General features: G+C 38.5%; 20 protein-coding genes and 1 riboswitch. Of the genes, 11 read left to right on the top strand and 9 right to left on the bottom strand.

What is annotated here, in order from left to right; translation table 11 throughout:
- Positions 1 to 306: 306 nt before the first annotated feature.
- The 6 genes from ubiE (at position 307) to B4N43_RS21025 (ending at position 4,604) form a co-directional block, all read left to right on the top strand.
- A complete protein-coding gene (ubiE, locus tag B4N43_RS21050; RefSeq protein WP_120332660.1) occupies positions 307 to 1,047 on the top strand; it encodes a bifunctional demethylmenaquinone methyltransferase/2-methoxy-6-polyprenyl-1,4-benzoquinol methylase UbiE in 741 nt (246 codons plus the stop codon).
- Positions 1,048 to 1,111: 64 nt separating this feature from the next.
- Positions 1,112 to 1,873: an SDR family NAD(P)-dependent oxidoreductase gene (locus tag B4N43_RS21045; protein WP_088162176.1), complete on the top strand. Its 762-nt coding sequence runs from the start codon at positions 1,112 to 1,114 to the stop codon at positions 1,871 to 1,873.
- A gap of 10 nt (positions 1,874 to 1,883) precedes the next feature.
- On the top strand, positions 1,884 to 2,333 hold the full coding sequence (locus B4N43_RS21040) for a GatB/YqeY domain-containing protein (protein WP_286736098.1): 450 nt from the start codon (positions 1,884 to 1,886) through the stop codon (positions 2,331 to 2,333).
- 88 nt (positions 2,334 to 2,421) lie between these two features.
- A complete protein-coding gene (locus tag B4N43_RS21035) occupies positions 2,422 to 2,874 on the top strand; it encodes a GNAT family N-acetyltransferase (protein WP_286736096.1) in 453 nt (150 codons plus the stop codon).
- Positions 2,875 to 2,885: 11 nt separating this feature from the next.
- Positions 2,886 to 3,260: a DUF423 domain-containing protein gene (locus B4N43_RS21030; RefSeq protein ID WP_286736094.1), complete on the top strand. Its 375-nt coding sequence runs from the start codon at positions 2,886 to 2,888 to the stop codon at positions 3,258 to 3,260.
- A gap of 6 nt (positions 3,261 to 3,266) precedes the next feature.
- Positions 3,267 to 3,329, top strand: a riboswitch (Fluoride riboswitch).
- A 36-nt stretch (positions 3,330 to 3,365) separates the two neighbouring features.
- Complete coding sequence (locus B4N43_RS21025; RefSeq protein ID WP_286736093.1) at positions 3,366 to 4,604, top strand: voltage-gated chloride channel family protein; 1,239 nt, start codon at positions 3,366 to 3,368, stop codon at positions 4,602 to 4,604.
- A gap of 239 nt (positions 4,605 to 4,843) precedes the next feature.
- On the opposite strand, the gene mgtE is transcribed toward B4N43_RS21025, so the two are convergent.
- From mgtE to B4N43_RS21005, 4 genes are all read right to left on the bottom strand, one after another.
- A complete protein-coding gene (gene mgtE, locus B4N43_RS21020) occupies positions 4,844 to 6,160 on the bottom strand; it encodes a magnesium transporter (protein WP_088162181.1) in 1,317 nt (438 codons plus the stop codon).
- Between the two features lie 170 nt (positions 6,161 to 6,330).
- Positions 6,331 to 7,041: a dipeptidase PepE gene (pepE, locus tag B4N43_RS21015; protein ID WP_088162182.1), complete on the bottom strand. Its 711-nt coding sequence runs from the start codon at positions 7,039 to 7,041 to the stop codon at positions 6,331 to 6,333.
- Positions 7,042 to 7,130: 89 nt separating this feature from the next.
- Positions 7,131 to 7,307, bottom strand: coding sequence for a ribbon-helix-helix domain-containing protein (locus tag B4N43_RS21010; RefSeq protein WP_088162183.1), 177 nt, complete (start codon positions 7,305 to 7,307; stop codon positions 7,131 to 7,133).
- 10 nt (positions 7,308 to 7,317) lie between these two features.
- On the bottom strand, positions 7,318 to 8,181 hold the full coding sequence (locus B4N43_RS21005) for an SPFH domain-containing protein (RefSeq protein ID WP_088162184.1): 864 nt from the start codon (positions 8,179 to 8,181) through the stop codon (positions 7,318 to 7,320).
- A gap of 97 nt (positions 8,182 to 8,278) precedes the next feature.
- Between B4N43_RS21005 and B4N43_RS21000 the strand changes: the two genes are divergently transcribed.
- The 5 genes from B4N43_RS21000 to B4N43_RS20980 all read left to right on the top strand — a co-directional run bounded on the left by B4N43_RS21000 (position 8,279) and on the right by B4N43_RS20980 (position 14,387).
- Positions 8,279 to 8,761, top strand: coding sequence for a DNA-deoxyinosine glycosylase (locus B4N43_RS21000; RefSeq protein WP_286736091.1), 483 nt, complete (start codon positions 8,279 to 8,281; stop codon positions 8,759 to 8,761).
- Between the two features lie 53 nt (positions 8,762 to 8,814).
- Positions 8,815 to 9,993: an AIR synthase related protein gene (locus tag B4N43_RS20995; protein WP_286736089.1), complete on the top strand. Its 1,179-nt coding sequence runs from the start codon at positions 8,815 to 8,817 to the stop codon at positions 9,991 to 9,993.
- Positions 9,994 to 10,055: 62 nt separating this feature from the next.
- Positions 10,056 to 10,493 carry an ATP-dependent zinc protease gene (locus B4N43_RS20990; RefSeq protein ID WP_286736088.1) on the top strand — a complete coding sequence of 146 codons (438 nt, stop codon included), beginning with the start codon at positions 10,056 to 10,058 and terminating at the stop codon, positions 10,491 to 10,493.
- A gap of 58 nt (positions 10,494 to 10,551) precedes the next feature.
- On the top strand, positions 10,552 to 11,487 hold the full coding sequence (gene rimK / locus B4N43_RS20985) for a 30S ribosomal protein S6--L-glutamate ligase (RefSeq protein ID WP_046674465.1): 936 nt from the start codon (positions 10,552 to 10,554) through the stop codon (positions 11,485 to 11,487).
- Positions 11,488 to 11,645: 158 nt separating this feature from the next.
- Entirely contained in the window at positions 11,646 to 14,387 is a 2,742-nt protein-coding gene (locus B4N43_RS20980) for a DUF3857 domain-containing protein (protein WP_286736086.1), read from the top strand.
- A 70-nt stretch (positions 14,388 to 14,457) separates the two neighbouring features.
- On the opposite strand, the gene B4N43_RS20975 is transcribed toward B4N43_RS20980, so the two are convergent.
- The 5 genes from B4N43_RS20975 to thrS all read right to left on the bottom strand — a co-directional run bounded on the left by B4N43_RS20975 (position 14,458) and on the right by thrS (position 18,340).
- Positions 14,458 to 14,907, bottom strand: a complete 450-nt coding sequence (locus B4N43_RS20975; protein ID WP_075993337.1) for a DUF3060 domain-containing protein — start codon at positions 14,905 to 14,907, stop codon at positions 14,458 to 14,460.
- Positions 14,908 to 15,159: 252 nt separating this feature from the next.
- Positions 15,160 to 15,504, bottom strand: a complete 345-nt coding sequence (gene rplT / locus B4N43_RS20970) for a 50S ribosomal protein L20 (protein WP_286736084.1) — start codon at positions 15,502 to 15,504, stop codon at positions 15,160 to 15,162.
- Positions 15,505 to 15,602: 98 nt separating this feature from the next.
- Positions 15,603 to 15,803 (bottom strand): 50S ribosomal protein L35, encoded by a 201-nt coding sequence (gene rpmI, locus B4N43_RS20965; RefSeq protein WP_002993964.1) that lies wholly within the window; start codon positions 15,801 to 15,803, stop codon positions 15,603 to 15,605.
- Between the two features lie 39 nt (positions 15,804 to 15,842).
- Positions 15,843 to 16,403, bottom strand: coding sequence for a translation initiation factor IF-3 (gene infC, locus B4N43_RS20960; RefSeq protein WP_075993338.1), 561 nt, complete (start codon positions 16,401 to 16,403; stop codon positions 15,843 to 15,845).
- A gap of 11 nt (positions 16,404 to 16,414) precedes the next feature.
- Positions 16,415 to 18,340, bottom strand: a complete 1,926-nt coding sequence (gene thrS, locus B4N43_RS20955) for a threonine--tRNA ligase (protein WP_112376148.1) — start codon at positions 18,338 to 18,340, stop codon at positions 16,415 to 16,417.
- Positions 18,341 to 18,628: the final 288 nt, after the last annotated feature.

Here is an 18,628-nt window from a genome sequence, read left to right as displayed (position 1 = left end):
CACCACCATGCGGAGTTACACACAGAGAAATTCAACGATCACACCCGAAACCTCAAAAAGCTTTGAAGGACACAGATTTACACAGTGAGTTTTCAACACTTACTGTTGAAAAGATGTTGAAAATAAAAAATTACCACTTAAAATCAACACATTAAAAAATGTTAATAACTTAAGCCATTGTGAATAAGCAAAATGGTAAAAAGCAAATCAATCCTCTCGACTATCATCAAAACAAACTGACTTTAAGATGAAAACAAATCCCTTTTTTAGCACTAAAAAATATTCATATATTGTATCTTTGTAACTATGACGCACGACTCCTCAACATTAAAACCCTATAAAGATACCAACGATGGGAAGAAGAAACAGGTAGCAGACATGTTTGACAACATCTCTCATTCCTATGATTTTTTAAACCATTTCATGTCTTTGGGTATTGACATTATATGGCGCAAAAAAGCCATCAATGCCTTGAAGTCCATAAAACCGCAACTGATGTTGGATGTAGCGACGGGAACTGGTGATTTTGCATTGGAATCAATTAAAATCTTGAATCCGAAAAAGATTATTGGTGTCGATATTTCCCAAGGAATGCTTGAAGTTGCTAAGAAAAAAATTGCAAGTAAGGGTTTAGCGAATCAATTTGAGGTAGCGTTAGGAGACTCAGAGAGGCTTCAATTTGAAGATAATACTTTCGACGCTGTTACCGTAGCATTTGGTGTCCGTAATTTTGAAAACTTGGAGAAAGGCCTATCAGACATATACCGCGTATTAAAACCTGGTGGGAAAGCTGTTATTTTAGAATTTTCGAATCCAAAGAAATTTCCCATTAAACAGCTTTATAATTTTTATTTCAAGTTTATTACACCAACCATTGGAAAATTCTTTTCAAAAGATTCCAGTGCATATGAATACCTACCAGAATCAGTTGCTCAATTTCCGGACGGCCAAAAGTTCGTTGCCATCAACAAAAAAGCAGGTTTTAACGAAACGATTGTTAGACCGCAAACATTTGGTATCTGTACAATCTATATTGCTACAAAATAGTGCCAGCTAAGATCTGGTTTTGAATCAAATCGGATTCATTTTTAATATCAACGAGTTACATTATATGACTAAAACAGTTTTTATTACAGGAGCAAGTTCAGGAATTGGTCAGGCTTGCGCCGAAGTTTTAGCGAAAGAGGGTTACAATCTTTTACTTTGCGCGCGCAGGTTAAACCGTTTAGAGGCATTAAAAGATGCATTGTTAGCGGCCTACCCTACTATTCAGATCCATATTTTTGAGCTTGATGTTCGCGATGCTGAACAAGTTGCGAATCAGATTGAGGGCCTGCCTCCAGCATGGAAAAAAATAAATGTTCTCATCAACAATGCTGGTTTGAGCCAAGGATTGGATCCTATTCAAAATGGTGATATCGGAGATTGGGACAGAATGATTGATACCAATATTAAAGGTTTACTGTATGTGAGTAAATCTGTAATACCACTTATGGATACTGAAAACGGCGCCCATATTGTTAATTTAGGATCTATTGCAGGGAAAGAGGTTTATCCGAATGGAAATGTGTACTGTGCTACCAAACATGCTGTTGATGCTTTAACTAAAGCTATGCGCATTGATTTGTTAACTCAGGGCATTAAAGTAACCTCTATCGACCCCGGGATGGTGGAGACGGAGTTTTCGGAAGTTCGTTTCCATGGAGATCGGGAAAGAGCTAAAAATGTCTATAATGGTGTGCAGGCCCTGACAGGGAAAGATATTGCCGAAACGATCCTTTTCGTCATTACCAGACCTGCACATGTTAATATAAACGATCTATTAATAATGCCTACAGCTCAAGCGACAGGCACAATTGTCAATCGAAAATAATTTAAATATCATGTCATTAGAAATACAAATAAATCAAGACATTAAGGCCGCAATGATCGCAAAAGACACGGCAAAATTACGTGGCTTACGTGCAATTAAAGCAGCTATTCTCCTAGCAAAGACAGAAAAAGGTCATGCCGAAGACCTTAATCAGGAGGCGGAGATTAAAGTTTTACAAAAACTTGTAAAACAACGTCGCGAATCTGCTGAAATTTACAAGAATCAGAACCGTGAAGATCTTTATGAAATTGAAGTTGAGGAAGAAAAAGTAATTGAAGCTTATTTGCCAAAACAATTAAGCAAAGAAGAAGTTGAAACTATTGTCAAAGCAATTATCGCTGAAACAGGAGCTTCTTCCATTAAAGATATGGGTAAAGTAATGGGAGCCACAAATCAAAAGCTTGCTGGGCAAGCAGATGGAAAAACCATCTCTGAAGTTGTTAAAAGTCTTCTTGCATAAAACTATTAAATCAATAGAGTCAAATTAAATTGGATATGTCTTTCCAGCCATATCGATCGCATAATTTGACTCTATTTTTATTTCAATTATGGCTTTTCAGTGGAATCTAAAGAGTTTTGACGAACTCAACACGACAGAATTATATCGTATTTTAAAGCTTCGAATGGAAGTGTTTGTTCTGGAGCAGGAATGTTTATATCCTGAATTGGACGATAAAGATTTTGCTTGTATACATCTGTGGACAGAACAAGATGATCGTATTATAGCATACACGAGATTGGTTCCTCCAGGCCTTTCCTACCCACAAGCTTCGATTGGTCGGGTTATCGTCGCCGAGGAAGCGCGCGGAACCGGCCTGAGTAAACAATTAATGATTCATTCTATCGAATCTCTCTATAAAGAATTTGGTGAAGGCGAGATACAGATAGGTGCGCAATTTCATTTAAAATCCTTTTATGAAAAATTAGGGTTTAAACAAATCTCCGAGCCCTACCCTGATTATGGAATCCTTCATATTGATATGATTAAACCCGCAATTTAGTAAATTTAGGCATGCAAAACGTTGTCATCATCACAGCCGCCCTATTTGGCGGCCTCGCTATTATCCTAGGTGCATTTGGAGCCCATGCATTCAAAAAAATTCTATCAGCTGAAAAACTGGAATCCTTTGAGGTCGGCGTTCGATATCAAATGTATGCTGCGCTAACCCTATTGATTCTAGGATTCAATTTCCACTTTGAGCTTCAGTCTGAACGAGTCGCATTTTATCTGATCACACTAGGAACTCTTTTATTCTCTGTAAGTATATATTTTCTATCGTTTGCTGAATACTGGAAAAAGAATCTAAAGTTTCTTGGCCCAATTACCCCGCTCGGTGGATTACTTATGATCGCAGGCTGGGTTGCTATTATCATTCGTTTTTTGTAGATTTGAAATAAATATGGCAATGATGTCTGCCCTGAACCGCCCTAATAAGCTGATGACGTCTACTATTTTAGTATAAAACAACAATTTTATATAAAGTGTAGACTTATGGCTATAACACATTCAAATCAAAGCAATCTTCATTTTTTTCTTAAATGGCTTATCTCCTGTAGTGCGATAGGTTTCATCGTAGGCTCTATTTGTGCGTTTTTTCTCTTTTCCCTCAATTGGGTAACGCAGTACCGAGAAGCTCATCCTTGGATAATTTATGGACTTCCCCTAGCGGGATTTGCCATAGCATTGTCCTATAAGTATTGGGGCAATCCATCAAGCAAAGGAAATAACCTGCTGATTGAAGAATACCTTCATCCCCAACGCCGCATTCCGCTTATCATGGCGCCTCTTGTCCTATTCGGAACTTTACTTACACATCTGTTTGGGGGTTCTGCAGGTCGTGAAGGAACTGCTGTACAGATAGGTGGAGCAGTTTCCGATCAGCTCAATCGCTGGTTTGACTTCGATAAAACTGAACGTCGCATCTTAATTTCGATCGGCATCACTGCAGGCTTTGCCGCTGTGTTTGGTACCCCGCTCGCCGGAACGATATTCGGACTGGAAGTACTACTGATTGGCAAAAAAAGATATTTCGGTATACTGCCCTGTTTATTTACCGCCTATTTTGCGAACTTCAGCTGTCAATTATGGAATATTCCACACACCCATTATCCAATTCATGATGTAATTCCAATGCTGTCCTTGACCAATATTGGATTTAGCCTCGCCGCAGGCATTCTATTCGGTATTACAGCATGGCTTTTTACGTTTGCCAGCGATTTCTTTAGCCTTCAATTCAAACGAATTAAATACCCTCTGCTTAGACCAGTGATCGGCGGTATTATTTTGGTACTTATCATTACGTTATTCCATAGCAGTAACTATATTGGACTTGGTATCCCGATGATTCAGAACGCATTTGTCGATCAGTCGAACTATTATGACTTTATCATCAAATTGCTTTTAACGACTTTCACCCTTTCTGCCGGATTTAAAGGCGGAGAAGTCACCCCGCTATTTTTTATCGGGGCAACCTTGGGAAGTGCATTAAGCACCGTTATTCCACTTCCCATCAGCCTGCTGGCTGCCATGGGCTTTGTAGCTGTATTTTCAGGCGCTACAAACACCCCGCTCGCCTGTATTGTAATGGGTTATGAATTATTTGGGATTCAGCCTATTTTATTTATAGCAATAGCGTGTATAGTCGCTTTTTTATTTTCCGGAAAAAAAGGAATTTATATTGCGCAAAAAGGCGGTTTAAAGGAAAAATTATACCGCAAACTCAATTTATAAGCAGACTCACTTTATAAACAAGACAATGCGCTTTCAGCTTCTCAGTCTATCTCCTTGTATCCCATTATGAACTACTTCAAATAAAAACACGATAGGGAAAAAAACATGCTAAGAATAAGAGTGCAGACCCCAATGAATGGATAGATTACTTTAATAAAGACACGAGAAAAATTTTTTGATAAAAAAAAGCCTAAATCATAAGTATGCTTTAGGCTTTTTTTTTAATCTTTTCATCCGAACTATAGTAGTTTTCCATGCAGAAAGAATGCTGCAACAGTAAAATAGATAATCAATCCTGAAACATCCACCAACGTAGCTACAAATGGTGCTGATGCCGTCGCCGGATCCAATCCAAACCGACGTAGAATAAATGGAATAAACGATCCTGACAAAGTCCCCCATAAAACAATAAACAATAAGGAAACAGCAACCGTAAAACCAATTGAAATCCAATAAGGACCATAGTCATACAGACCAAGAAAATGCCAAGCCAATATCCGTAGGAATCCGATCGAACCCAATATTCCACCTAAGATTAAACCAGAAGAAATTTCGCGCTTCATCACGTACCACCAATCTTTCAGCTTTAACTCTCCGAGCGCCATGGCACGAATAATTAAAGATGCCGCCTGCGACCCAGAATTACCCCCACTGGATATAATTAAAGGAACAAATAAAGCAAGTACAACCGCCTTTTCCAGTTCCCCTTCAAAAAATCCCATTGCTGAAGCTGTAAGCATTTCGCTAAAAAACAAGATGATCAGCCAGCCGGCTCTTTTTTGAATCAATTGCAACAAAGGAGTTTTAGTATAAGCCAGATCCAATTCTTCCATCCCCCCAAATCGCTGAATATCTTCTGTATCCCGATCTTCAATTCGATCCAACACGTCATCAAATGTCACTATTCCGACCAATACCCCTGCTTCTGTAATAATAGGCAAAGCACTTCGGTCATATTTTTGAAAAATCTCGAATGCCTCTTCCATGGGTGTGGAAGCCTTAATCGCGGCAAAATTGTAATCAATTAAGTCAGAAATCTTGGTAGAAGAATCCGATAGCAGTAATTGACCAATTTTCAAGTCATCGATCAACACATTTTTCTCATCAACTACATAAATAAAATTAAGCGTTTCGGCCTTCCTTCCAAACACCTTGATATGCCGAAAAACATCATCCACGGTATAATAAGGACGAACTTGCACATACATTGGCGTCATAAGCCGAGCAATACTATCCTCTTTATATCCGATCAGCTCCAAAGCCATCTGCTTCTCGCGCTCATTCAATAGATTGATCAGATACTTGATCAGATCATCAGGCAATTCAGACAGTAATTCATTACGCGTATCCGGCTTCAAATTATTCAGCAATTCGGACAGTTCATGTTCCGTCATGGATTTGATCAACGTATATTGAACATCCATTTCAAAAAAAGAAAAGATCTCCAATCTATCCTCCAAAGGATAGTCCATAAACTGTTGATGTTGTTCTCCCTTACTTAAACGCGATATTTCTTCCGCGATATCGGCTGGGTGTAATGCTGAATTTTGTTCCATTGGAAGAATATTTTAATGGATTTAGCGCAAAAGTAGCTTATTTTGTATGATTTTCAACAATCTGAAAAACTATTTTTTCCAATGGGAATTGCTGCTAGTCTTTCGTAAAATCGTCTACTACATATTGAAGAGTACATTTGACTTGATATGCGCATGAACTTTACAATATCTTAAAAATTAATTAATCCAGGCGCTAGCTCCTCGGGCTCAAAACCAGCTTTAAATAGCCGGGCTGTTAAATTACCTTTCAGTTCTATATTTCCTTCATCTACATGCAACCAGCTCCCTTCACGCAAGCCTATGACTGGTTGAGGATTAAGCTGATGAAATTCCTGGATTCGCGTTTCCCTTGTCTCTCCTTTATGTGTAGAATTTGGATCCGGATCCAAATAATGTGGATTAATATTAAAAGGTAAGAAACCAAGTGCGTCAAAGCTAGGCGGATAAACAATAGGCATATCATTTGTAGTTCCTATTGTTAGTCCGGTCAAATTGGACCCCGCAGATGTACCGACATATGGGATCCCCTTTGCTACTTGTACACGCAATTGCTGTACCAAATCCAGCTCATACAAGGTTTTTAAGAGTAGAAATGTATTTCCTCCACCAATAAAAATAGCCTTAGCATCCTGAATAGCCTTCTTCATGTTATGAAACTCATGCAGCCCCCGAACCGTTATACCGCTATCTCTCAGTGCGTCCTGCACCTTAGCCGTATAACCATCAAACGAAATTCCTGAGGGTCTTGCAAAAGGGACAAATAGCAATTCGTCTGACTGAATAAATTCTACAAAATCTTGCTTAATATAAGCTAAAAACTCACTACCATAGATCGTACTTGTACTTACGACCAATAACTTGTACGCTGGATTAACATTCATCTTTTTTTCGCTAAAACATTAAAATAAAAAGTACCCTTGGCTTTGTCGATTGCGAAGCCAAAGGTACAGTTTTCGTTCCTTACTCTATGCTATTTCTTATCGGTAGTCTTTTTTTCAGCACCCAATCTTTTATTTTCCTGCAGCGCTTTATGTAAAAGATATTCGATCTGTCCATTAACGCTCCTAAACTCATCTGCAGCCCATTTTTCCAATGCTTTGTACATCTGGTCGTCTAAGCGTAGCATAAAGTTTTTCTTATCCGCCATTTCATTTCGTTTATTGGTACAAAGTACCTGTATTTACAATTGGTGTCGCCGCCTTCTCTCCACAGAGCACCACCATTAAATTGCTGACCATTGCTGCTTTTTTCTCGTTGTCCAACTCTACAATATCTTTCTCAGACAATTTATGCAAGGCCATTTCCACCATCCCAACAGCACCGTCTACGATCTTTGCCCTTGCTGCCACAATTGCTGCCGCCTGTTGTCTTTGAAGCATAGCACCTGCAATTTCGGAAGCATAAGCCAAATGACTGATTCTGGCCTCTTTAATAATAACCCCGGCTGGAGCCAAACGATCGGACAATTCTTGTTCAAGAATATGATTTACGGTATCCCCACCTTCACGCAAAGTGATCTCCGCGCCTTCATCTTCCAGGTTATCATAAGGAAAGCTTCCGGCCAAATGTCTTACTGCTGCTTCACTCTGCGTGCGTACATAAGATGTATAATTACTTACATCGTAAGCAGCTTTATACGTATCACCTACCTGCCATACGATAACCGCTCCAATCTCGATTGGATTTCCCATCTTGTCATTTACTTTCAGTGTCTGTCCCTGTAAGTTATCCGACCGAAGACTTACTTTAATCGTTGAATACAACGGATTGACAAAAAATAATCCATTTTCCTTAACAGTACCTACATATTTTCCGAAGAAATTCAGCACACGTGAATGATTTGGATTAATAATCATCAATCCCTTTAAAATAAAAAAAGTAGCAATCATCAATATCACCCCCAGCACAACATACAGGGAACTTGCTTCGACATTCGCGAAGGAGAATATAGCTGCCACAAAGGAGACAACAGCTATCAATAAGGCTAAATAGCCAGACATTGGTTTAATTAGTTTTTCCATAATTTGTTAATATATATTTGATATCATTTTAATATCATAAATATACTATAATATTTTTCATATTTCAAATGAAAATTTAAAATTACTATTTTTGATTATGCGCAAAAGATCCTTTCTACCTTTAGTAAACTCCACGACAGAAATACTCATCCTTGGCTCTTTGCCTGGAGACAAGTCTTTGGCAGAAAATGAATATTATGCGCACCCACAAAATCGATTTTGGAAAGTAATCACCTCTTTGTTTAATGCGCCGGAACAAACAAATTATACGGAGAAGATAGATCTATTATTCAAAAACAACATCGGTCTTTGGGACGTTTGCGCAGAAGCCTCTCGTCCCGGCAGTATGGATCTCGCCATACAAAATGAAGTTCCGAATCAGATTGTTGAGCTGCTAGAAGCCCACCCTAAAATCACACAAATTATTTTTAACGGGCAAAAAGCGCACAGTTTATACTTAAAGCATTTCAACAAAAGAGCGGACATTATTTACAGATGCTTACCTAGCACAAGTCCAGCCAATGCGAAAAGTAATCTCGAAAATCTAATTAAACAATGGTGCGTAATAATAAGTGATTAAATTACACGAATTAGATTCGTTAATTCAGTCCTATTGCTTATTTTTGCCCTAAGATGTCAGATTTAAAATACAATCAACGAGGCGTATCCGCAGGGAAAGAGGATGTGCACAATGCGATAAAAAATATAGATAAGGGTCTGTTTCCCAAAGCATTTTGCAAAATAATTCCAGATATTTTGGGTGGAGACCCAGACTGGTGTAATATTATGCATGCTGATGGTGCTGGCACCAAATCTTCATTGGCGTATGTCTATTGGAAAGAAACTGGTGATATTTCAGTTTGGAAAGGTATAGCACAAGACGCAATTATCATGAATATTGATGACTTGCTTTGTGTAGGCGCCATCGATAACATTCTCTTATCCTCAACGATTGGCAGAAATAAGAATCTTATTCCTGGTGAAGTGATTGCTGAAATCATCAATGGTACAGAAGAGATTCTGGCGGAACTTCGGGAGTTGGGAATTGGCATCTATTCTACAGGAGGTGAAACTGCCGACGTTGGCGACCTTGTTCGTACCATCATTGTTGATAGTACAGTAACCTGTCGGATGAAACGTGAAGATGTTATTTCAAATCATCGCATCAAAGGCGGTAACGTCATTGTTGGCTTAGCATCGAATGGAAAAGCAACGTATGAACAGTCGTACAATGGCGGAATGGGTTCCAATGGACTAACTTCTGCACGTCATGATGTATTTAACAAAAAAGTAGCTGAAAAATATCCTGAAGCGTATGATCCAGCTGTTCCTTACGAACTAGTTTTCGCTGGAAGCCAAGATCTTACAAATGAAATCGAAGTTGAAACCGGAGAAAAAATAACTGCGGGTAAGCTTGTTCTTTCAGCGACGCGTACTTATGCGCCTGTTATCAAGCAAATACTAGACAAATATCGTTCTCAAATTGACGGGATGGTGCATTGCTCTGGTGGAGCGCAAACAAAGGTCTTACACTTTGTGGATAATGTGCACGTCATCAAAGATAATCTTTTCCCGATCCCACCTCTTTTTGAATTAATACAGAAAGAATCCAATACAGACTGGAAAGAAATGTACAAAGTATTCAATATGGGACATCGTATGGAATTATATGTACCTGAATCGATTGCATCGGATATCATTGCTATTTCAGAATCATTTGGCATTCCGGCTCAAATCATAGGTCGCGTGGAAGAATCTACGACTAAAAAAGTTACTATAACCTCTCCTTACGGAGAATTTATCTACGAATAAAAGATTTTCATCCCTGTCCTTTGCTTATACATGGGACAGGGCTATTTTTCAATTTGGTATAAATGAAAGAAAAACTTCTTGTGGGCTGGAAAGAGACCCTTGATTTACCTGAATTGGGAATATATGGTATAGAAGCAAAAGTCGATACCGGCGCTGCTTCATCGGTACTACACTGCAACTCGTACAAGGTAGTTAAGGAAGATGGTCAGGACTGGATTATCTGCGAACTTATCATTAATTTTGAAACCGAAGAGACAAAAACTTTAAAATTAAAGCTCTATAAAACAAAATTGGTTAAAAGCTCTTTTGGTCAAGAAGAGAAGCGATTTTATATCCGTACCACAGCAACATTGTACGACCAAGTGTTTGGCATTAAGATATCCTTTAGAAATCGATCCCAAATGACCTACCCTATGCTTTTGGGGAAAAATTTTTTATATAAAAGGTTTTTGGTTGATGTTTCCAAGGAAAATCTCTCCGTGAAGGCCTTGTCAAAATAAAAACAAATAGCCAAGCTATTTTGTTATCTTAGCACAAAATATACTCAATATACAAATCGTGAAAATTGCCGTATTATCGACAGTAAAGAGTTTATACTCAACTCGTCGTCTCGTAGAAGCCGCACAACAAAGAGGACACGAATGCGTTGTCATCGACCACAGTAAATGTTATGTAGGTATTCAACAAGGTAAACCCAGTATTCATTACAAAGGACAGGATCTGAGTGATATCGATGCCATTATTCCGCGAATAGGAGCATCGGTAACATTTTACGGATCAGCTATTGTTAGACAATTTGAGGTGATGGATGTTATTTCCGCTAATCCCAGCCAGGCAATTACGCGATCTCGGGACAAATTGAGGTGCCTGCAGATTTTATCCGGTGCAGGAATCGGACTCCCAATTACGGGATTTGCACGTACGGCCTCCGACGTAGACGACCTTATTAGCATGGTTGGTGGAGCTCCATTAGTTATCAAATTGTTAGAAGGAACCCAGGGTATTGGGGTCGTTCTTGCAGAGACAAAGAAAGCCGCTTCATCCGTTATTGAAGCGTTCTACGGCCTTGGCAATAACATTTTGATTCAAGAGTTCATCAAAGAATCTAAAGGCTCTGATATTCGCGCATTCGTGGTGGACGGCAAAGTTGTAGGTGCAATGAAACGTACGGCAAAGGAAGGCGAATTTAGATCAAACATCCATCGTGGCGGTACCGCACAAATTATCCGTTTAAGTAAGGCTGAGAAAGACACAGCGATTGCCGCTGCAGCACAGTTAGGGCTTACGGTATGTGGCGTTGATATGATCCCTTCTGATCGCGGACCTTTAGTACTCGAGGTTAATTCATCTCCTGGTTTGGAAGGCATCGAGAAAGCGACCAAAAAAGATATTGCCTCAGAAATTATACAATATATTGAGAGACAATATGAAGCGAAACAGGCTCAAATGCCTAAAGTTGTCAAGAAAAAGAAAAAAAGAGAAAGTAAATTATAAGATTACCGAATCAGCAACTAAAAGGCTTGTCCATATTTGGACAACCCTTTTTATTTCTAAAGACCCTAAACTCAACTAAATCCAGATTTCCAATACTCTTTAAATGCGGTTACCATTACGTCCAATTTTTACTTATCTTAGGCTAAATTAATGAATTAATGAAAAGATTTAGCCATCTTCTATTTGCCTTTGTACTCGTACTAGCTGCATTTTCCTGGTCTTTTAGCCAAACAACTATCCAAAAAACAGCATCACCAAATTGGCTCCGCCCTACTACAAAAAAGCCCATAAAGCCAAATTTGGATGATATTAGTGATGGATATTACTATGAGTTAATCGAACATCAAATAAACTTAGCTACCCAAACAAAATATTATAAGGACATAAAAGTTCTATTTGATCAGACTGGAATCGAAAATCTGGGACAAGTCCAGGTAACCTTTGATCCGCATTTTCAAAACCTTCAACTACATGAGTTAAAGGTTATTCGGAACGGCAAAGATATCAACCTATTACCGCAGGCAAAATTTAAGCTCCTTGCCTCCGAAACAGAGCTTTCGAGATCCATTTACAACGGAAGTCAAATGGCCCATTATGTTTTGGAAGATTTACGCAAAGACGACAAGATTGTATTTGCTTATTCAATAATAGGTGTAAATCCGGTATTTGAACAGAAATTTTTCGACAGCTATTACTTACAGGGATATGAACCTACAGGTCTGGTTCATCTCAACTATATTGTACCCAATGGTCGCAAACTTCAGTTTAAAAGTTTCAATGGCGCACCTGAGGCACAGCAACAGTCAACAGGAAATACAACAAATTTTTTCTGGGAGCTGACGGCGGACAAAACGGTTCAGTACGAGGATTATAGTCCGTCGTGGTACAGCCCTTTAAAATATATCCAATGCTCGGAATTCAATACCTGGCAGGAAGTTGATCAATGGAACCGTAAAATTAATCCTATTCCACAAATAGCAACGACAAGTACACTTCAAGCCTTCGTCAATCAACTTTGGAAAGAGTCCAACGGGCAACCCTATGCGTACCTGAAAAAGGCCTGCGACTTTGTACAAAATGAGATACGCTATATGGGTATTGAGATGGGAGAATATTCGCACCGGGCAAATGTTCCAGAAAAAGTATTTTCCCAGCGCTACGGCGATTGTAAAGATAAATCAATGCTGCTGGCCACAATGCTCAAAAACAAGAATATTGATGCAGGACTCGTATTAGCCAATACCTATAAGAATAGAGGCCTGCAGGAAGAACTCCCCTCACCTTATGCTTTCAACCATATGGTTATTGAAGTTAATATTGGTGGACGGTCCCAATATATTGATCCAACCATAACTAATCAGGGTGGAGATATCAAAAACAGGTATTTTCCAGCTTATGGAAAAGTACTCTCGACTATAGGTAGTGGAAAGCTTACAGACGTACCGCAGCATGTTACTGGTAATATTAAAGTCAAGGAAACCTTGACAATGGAAGGCAAATTTGAGGCTACCCTTGATGTCCACACAACTTATGTTGGAAATGAAGCGGACGATATGCGTACTTATATTCAAAGTAGTGCAAAAAATGACATACAGAAGCAATACTTGGAGTATTATGCCAAGATCTATCCGAAGATCAATAAAATTGGTCAAATACAATACAAAGATGATCTGGAGAACAATATTGTGGAGATCATCGAAAAGTATAAAATAAAAAACATTGGAAAGACAGAAAGCGGATCTACTAAAAAATATATTCCTTTGTTGGGAACAAATATAAATGACAAGCTTCCAGAGATTATGGAGGATCGTATTGCTCCCCTAAGCCTTTCTTTTCCAACAGATCTAACCTACGAAATGTATATCGTCAACAAAGGGAAAAAGGAATTTGGCAATTATAGAGACAATAGTTATTTCGACCGCACTGCGTATGTTTTCGGCAAAACACTGGAAGTTGAACAGGATAGTATTAAGGTTGCATACACGTTAAGTTTCCACGAACCCTTTGTCGAACAAAAAGACCTGAAACAGTATTATACAGATTTTGCAGATCGTGATCATATCTTTTATAATGGTTTCTATCTTGACAATGATGGATATGTAACAGATGGGATAACTAATCTGAATACGCCGGCATCAGTGAAAGACATTAATTGGTTTGTCCTGATCCTATTCGTTCTTCTGGTGCCAGCTGTCATCTGGTATATTGTTAAAAAGTATAATAGGACCAAAGCTTTTATCATCAAACCTTATGACGAAATTTATTACGATCAGATCGGCGGATGGATGATCGTACTACTTATTGTACTATTTATAAATATATTGACCTTATCCGGTATATTTATCTTCCAACAGTCTTTCTTTAGTTTAAATACTTGGCAAGCGGTAGATCAACTGGAAGGTGTTTCCCCCGTTCTATACAGAACTTTACTATTATTGGAAATAATCGGTAATATATTGATACTGTCTGGATTGATTTATAGCTGTATCCTTCTAATTAAGAGAAGGGATATTTTCGCTCAGACCTTCTTTATGGTTGCACTATTTATGGCCATATTTTGTACACTAGATGCAATTGCAGGCTATTTTATGTTCAAACAATACTTGAATAAAACCGATGACATATTTACCAAATATGAAGATACGATAAGAACTATTATCTTTTTCTGTATTTGGGGAACTTATGTCTATAAATCGGAACGTGTAAAGGGTACCTGTGTTCGCCCATATCAGAACGATCAGATTATTCCCAAGGCTGCGACAGAGCATCCTTTTGATCAAGACTTTCTAAAGCCTTATTCAACGATGAAACAAGGAGAAAACGAAGCTGGAGCGGAATTTCAATCCCAGGGGGATACAGTTGCTCGCAGTCATCCCGAGGACGATCAAGACAAACCGTAGCTACCATTTTCATAAAAAAGGGTTCTGTAAATAATATACACAACCCTTTTTTATGGAAATCTGATTTACATTATTTCATTTTCATCACCATATTATCCGCGCCTTCAGTAGACACTTTTACCTGACCAGACTTGTTCTTCGTAGACTTATAATGGACATGGTTTTTGACTCCCTCAATTTGAACAGTCTCTACTGAACCAATATTAACCATATTGTCTGCCCCCTCTATCGTCACCGTTGTGATGTCATTCCCTGTTACAGTATTCCCCTTCCCCTCAATAATCAATTTACTTACATTGCCACGGATTACAACTTTATTGTCAGCACCTTCTATTTGTACAATCTCCCCCCCTTTGGCCTCTATCGTACGATTATTGTTCACCCCTTCAATTGAGATAACTTTTCCCTGCTGATTAACCACTTCGTTCGTTAGAGCCTTGGAAACTGGCTCTTTGGCCGCCATCAACAAACTTCCGATCAAAAGAAGTGAAAATCCGAATGTAATTGTTCTTAGTTTCATAATGTTATGTTTTCTACAGATCAACAAAAATCAAACCTAATTTCAAATCTAAAAGAGCTATAAGTTGTAATATACAGCGTCACTTGCATCAAGAGTATAATTGGGGAGTAAGAACTAAAATGAAACATAGCATTGAATTGGGTTTACCTGGCACATAACGTCCAAAAAAAGATACAGTAACCGTCATAACAAAAAAAGGAGCCTAAAAGGCTCCTTTAATATCTCTAACAAATTGACAGCGGATTAAAAACTCTATTTTACTGCGTCTACAACTGCTTTGAAAGCTTCTGGGTTATTTAAAGCTAAGTCAGCTAAAACCTTACGGTTCAAACCAATGTTTTTAGCGTTTAATTTACCGATCAATTGGGAATAAGAAATTCCGCGTTGACGAGCTCCAGCGTTGATACGTTGAATCCATAAAGCTCTAAACTCGCGTTTTTTGGTTTTACGATCGCGGTAAGCGTATTGTAAACCTTTTTCTACTGTATTTTTAGCAATAGTATAAACTTTGCTACGTGATCCAAAGTAACCTTTTGCAAGGCCTAGGATTTTTTTGCGTCTTCTTCTAGAAGCTACTGCGTTAACCGAACGTGGCATATTTTTAAAATTAGTTTGGTAGAAGGTGTCATGTATTTCAATGAACTTACAACCTTATACCCGGTTAAAAAATTATTATTAATAAAATCGAATAAAACTTATTTACCGATAGCAAGCATACGTTTTACGTTGCCCATATCGCCATCAGATACATAACTTGTTTGTGTTAAGTTACGTTTACGTTTTGTGCTCTTTTTTGTCAAGATGTGGCTTTTGAAAGCGTTTTTTCTTGCAATTTTACCTGTTCCAGTCAATTTGAAACGTTTCTTTGCGCTGGAATTGGTTTTAACTTTTGGCATAATACTTATAAATTTTATATCAATCTGTTAGAATTCTTATTATTTTTTAGGAGCCTTTGGAGCTACTGTTAAAAACATGCGTTTACCTTCTAATTTCGGTAAAAGCTCTACTTTACCGTAATCCTCTAAAGCCTGAGCAAAGCGTAACAACAAGATTTCACCTTGATCCTTGTGTACAATAGCACGACCTTTGAAGTGTACATAAGCACGAACTTTCTCTCCACTTTCAAGAAACTTAATCGCATGCTTCAATTTGAACTCAAAATCATGCTCACCAGAGTTAGGTCCGAAACGAATTTCTTTAATAACAGTCTGTTTTGCATTAGCTTTGATTTCCTTTTGTTTCTTCTTCTGTTCGTAAACAAACTTACTGTAGTCGATAATCTTACAAACCGGCGGTACAGCATTTGGCGAAATCTCCACTAAATCAAGTTCCAACTCATCAGCCAACTCTAACGCTTTGCGCGTAGGGAAAACTCCTTGCTCCACATTATCTCCTACCAAACGTACCTCAGGTACTTTGATTAACTCATTAATGCGGTGATCTGGTTCTTTCTTTCTCATTGGTGGTCTTGGACCACCGGGTCTTTTTAATGCCAAATGTTTAAAAATTAAACGGTTATTTCCTTAATTAATATATCTCTAAATGCCTCAGCAGTCATAGTTCCTAATTCCACTGAGCCATGTTTACGTACAGAAACTGTGCCATTTTCCACCTCTTTTTCCCCTACAATCAACATATAAGGAAGCTTTTTCACTTCGGCGTCTCTGATTTTTCTGCCCACTTTCTCGTCACGTAAGTCTATCAGTCCGCGAATATCGGAATTATTTAGCGAATTCAAAACATTTTGAGCATATTCTTCATATTTTTCTGACACTGGCAAGACGATAAATTGCTCAGGAGCAAGCCATAATGGGAATTGTCCAGCACAATGTTCGATCAATACAGCCACAAAACGTTCTAAAGATCCGAAGGGCGCACGGTGAATCATCACAGGGCGATGTTTCATGTTATCACTTCCTGTATATTCCAACTCAAAGCGCTCAGGCAAATTGTAATCCACCTGTATAGTACCCAACTGCCATTTACGACCTAAAGCATCCTTCACCATAAAATCCAATTTTGGACCATAGAAAGCCGCTTCACCATATTCTACGACTGTCGGCAAGCCTTTTTCCTCTGCAGCTTCAATAATTGCAGATTCAGCCAAAGCCCAGTTTTCGTCAGTACCAATATACTTCGTACGATTCTCAGGATCACGTAACGACACTTGTGCTGTATAATCATTAAAGCCTAAGGCTCCAAAAACATAAAGTACTAAATCGATTACCTTTTTGAATTCATCTTTAACCTGATCGGGACGACAAAATAAATGGGCATCATCCTGAGTAAATCCACGCACCCTTGTCAATCCGTGAAGCTCACCAGACTGTTCGTAACGATATACAGTACCAAACTCTGCAAATCGAACCGGTAAGTCCTTATACGAACGTGGTTTTACTTTATAAATTTCACAGTGATGCGGACAGTTCATTGGTTTTAACAAAAACTCTTCTCCTTCGATCGGAGTTTTTATCGGCTGAAATGAATCCGCGCCATATTTCTCATAGTGTCCAGAAGTCACATATAACTGCTTATGTCCGATATGCGGAGTAACAACAGGCTCATACCCTGAGTTTAACTGTGCTTTCTGTAAGAAGTCTATCAGCTTTTGACGTAATGCAGCACCTTTAGGCAACCAAAGAGGCAAACCTGCACCAACTTTTTCAGAAAAAGCAAAAAGTTCCAACTCTTTCCCCAGTTTACGGTGATCGCGTTTTTTCGCCTCTTCTATAAATTTCAAATATTCTGTAAGCTCCGATGCTTTAGGGAAAGTAACACCATAAATACGTGTCAACTGTTTGCGAGACTCATCACCTCTCCAGTAAGCACCGGCAACATTAGTCAATTTAATCGCTTTGATAAACCCAGTATTTGGAATATGAGGCCCACGACATAAATCTGTAAATTCCCCTTGAGTATAGAAAGTAATCTTTCCATCTTCCAAGTCTTTGATTAAATCTAGCTTATACTCATCTCCTTTTTCAGTAAAGTAAGCCAATGCATCCGATTTCGAAACAGCTTTACGTTCAAATGTTTCTTTCCGTTTAGCCAGCTCCAGCATCTTGTCTTCGATCGCTTTAAAGTCATCAGACGAGAATTCACGATCACCAAAATCAACATCGTAGTAAAATCCGGTTTCAATCGCGGGACCAATACCAAATTTAATCCCAGGATACAATGCCTCCAATGCCTCAGCCAATAAGTGGGCTGAAGAATGCCAAAAAGTGGATTTACCTTTGGTATCATTCCAGGTCAATAACTTGACAGTAGCGTCATTTTCAATAGCACGGGCAGAATCCCACACTTCACCATTAACTTCGGCAGCAAGGACGTTTCTTGCAAGCCCCTCCGAGATTGATAACGCAATCTCTGCAGCAGTGATCCCTTGTTGATACTCTCTTACGGAACCATCCGGTAGTGTAATTTTAATCATTTACAACTATGATCTTTAAATTGTTAAAAAATAGAAAACATAAAACAACATGTACAATTATGTTATTACACTTACGTTTTCAATAAATAAATTGTGACACAAATTTAGTAAAAATTCTGATAAAATAACAGGAGTTTAGCGCTATTCAACGCATTATACAGGTATAATTACTAGCCCCGCTCCCGACCTCTGTTCAAACACACCGATTTCATCAGCTTTACATCCTCATCATTGCAGTTTAAAACGAATTGATAATCTGATCTTATTGATCAACAGCTCCTCTCTATT

It is taken from the genome of Sphingobacterium sp. UBA1897 (assembly GCF_002337775.1).
GTDB lineage: Bacteria > Bacteroidota > Bacteroidia > Sphingobacteriales > Sphingobacteriaceae > Sphingobacterium > Sphingobacterium siyangense.
This window is presented reverse-complemented; position numbering and strand designations above follow the sequence as displayed.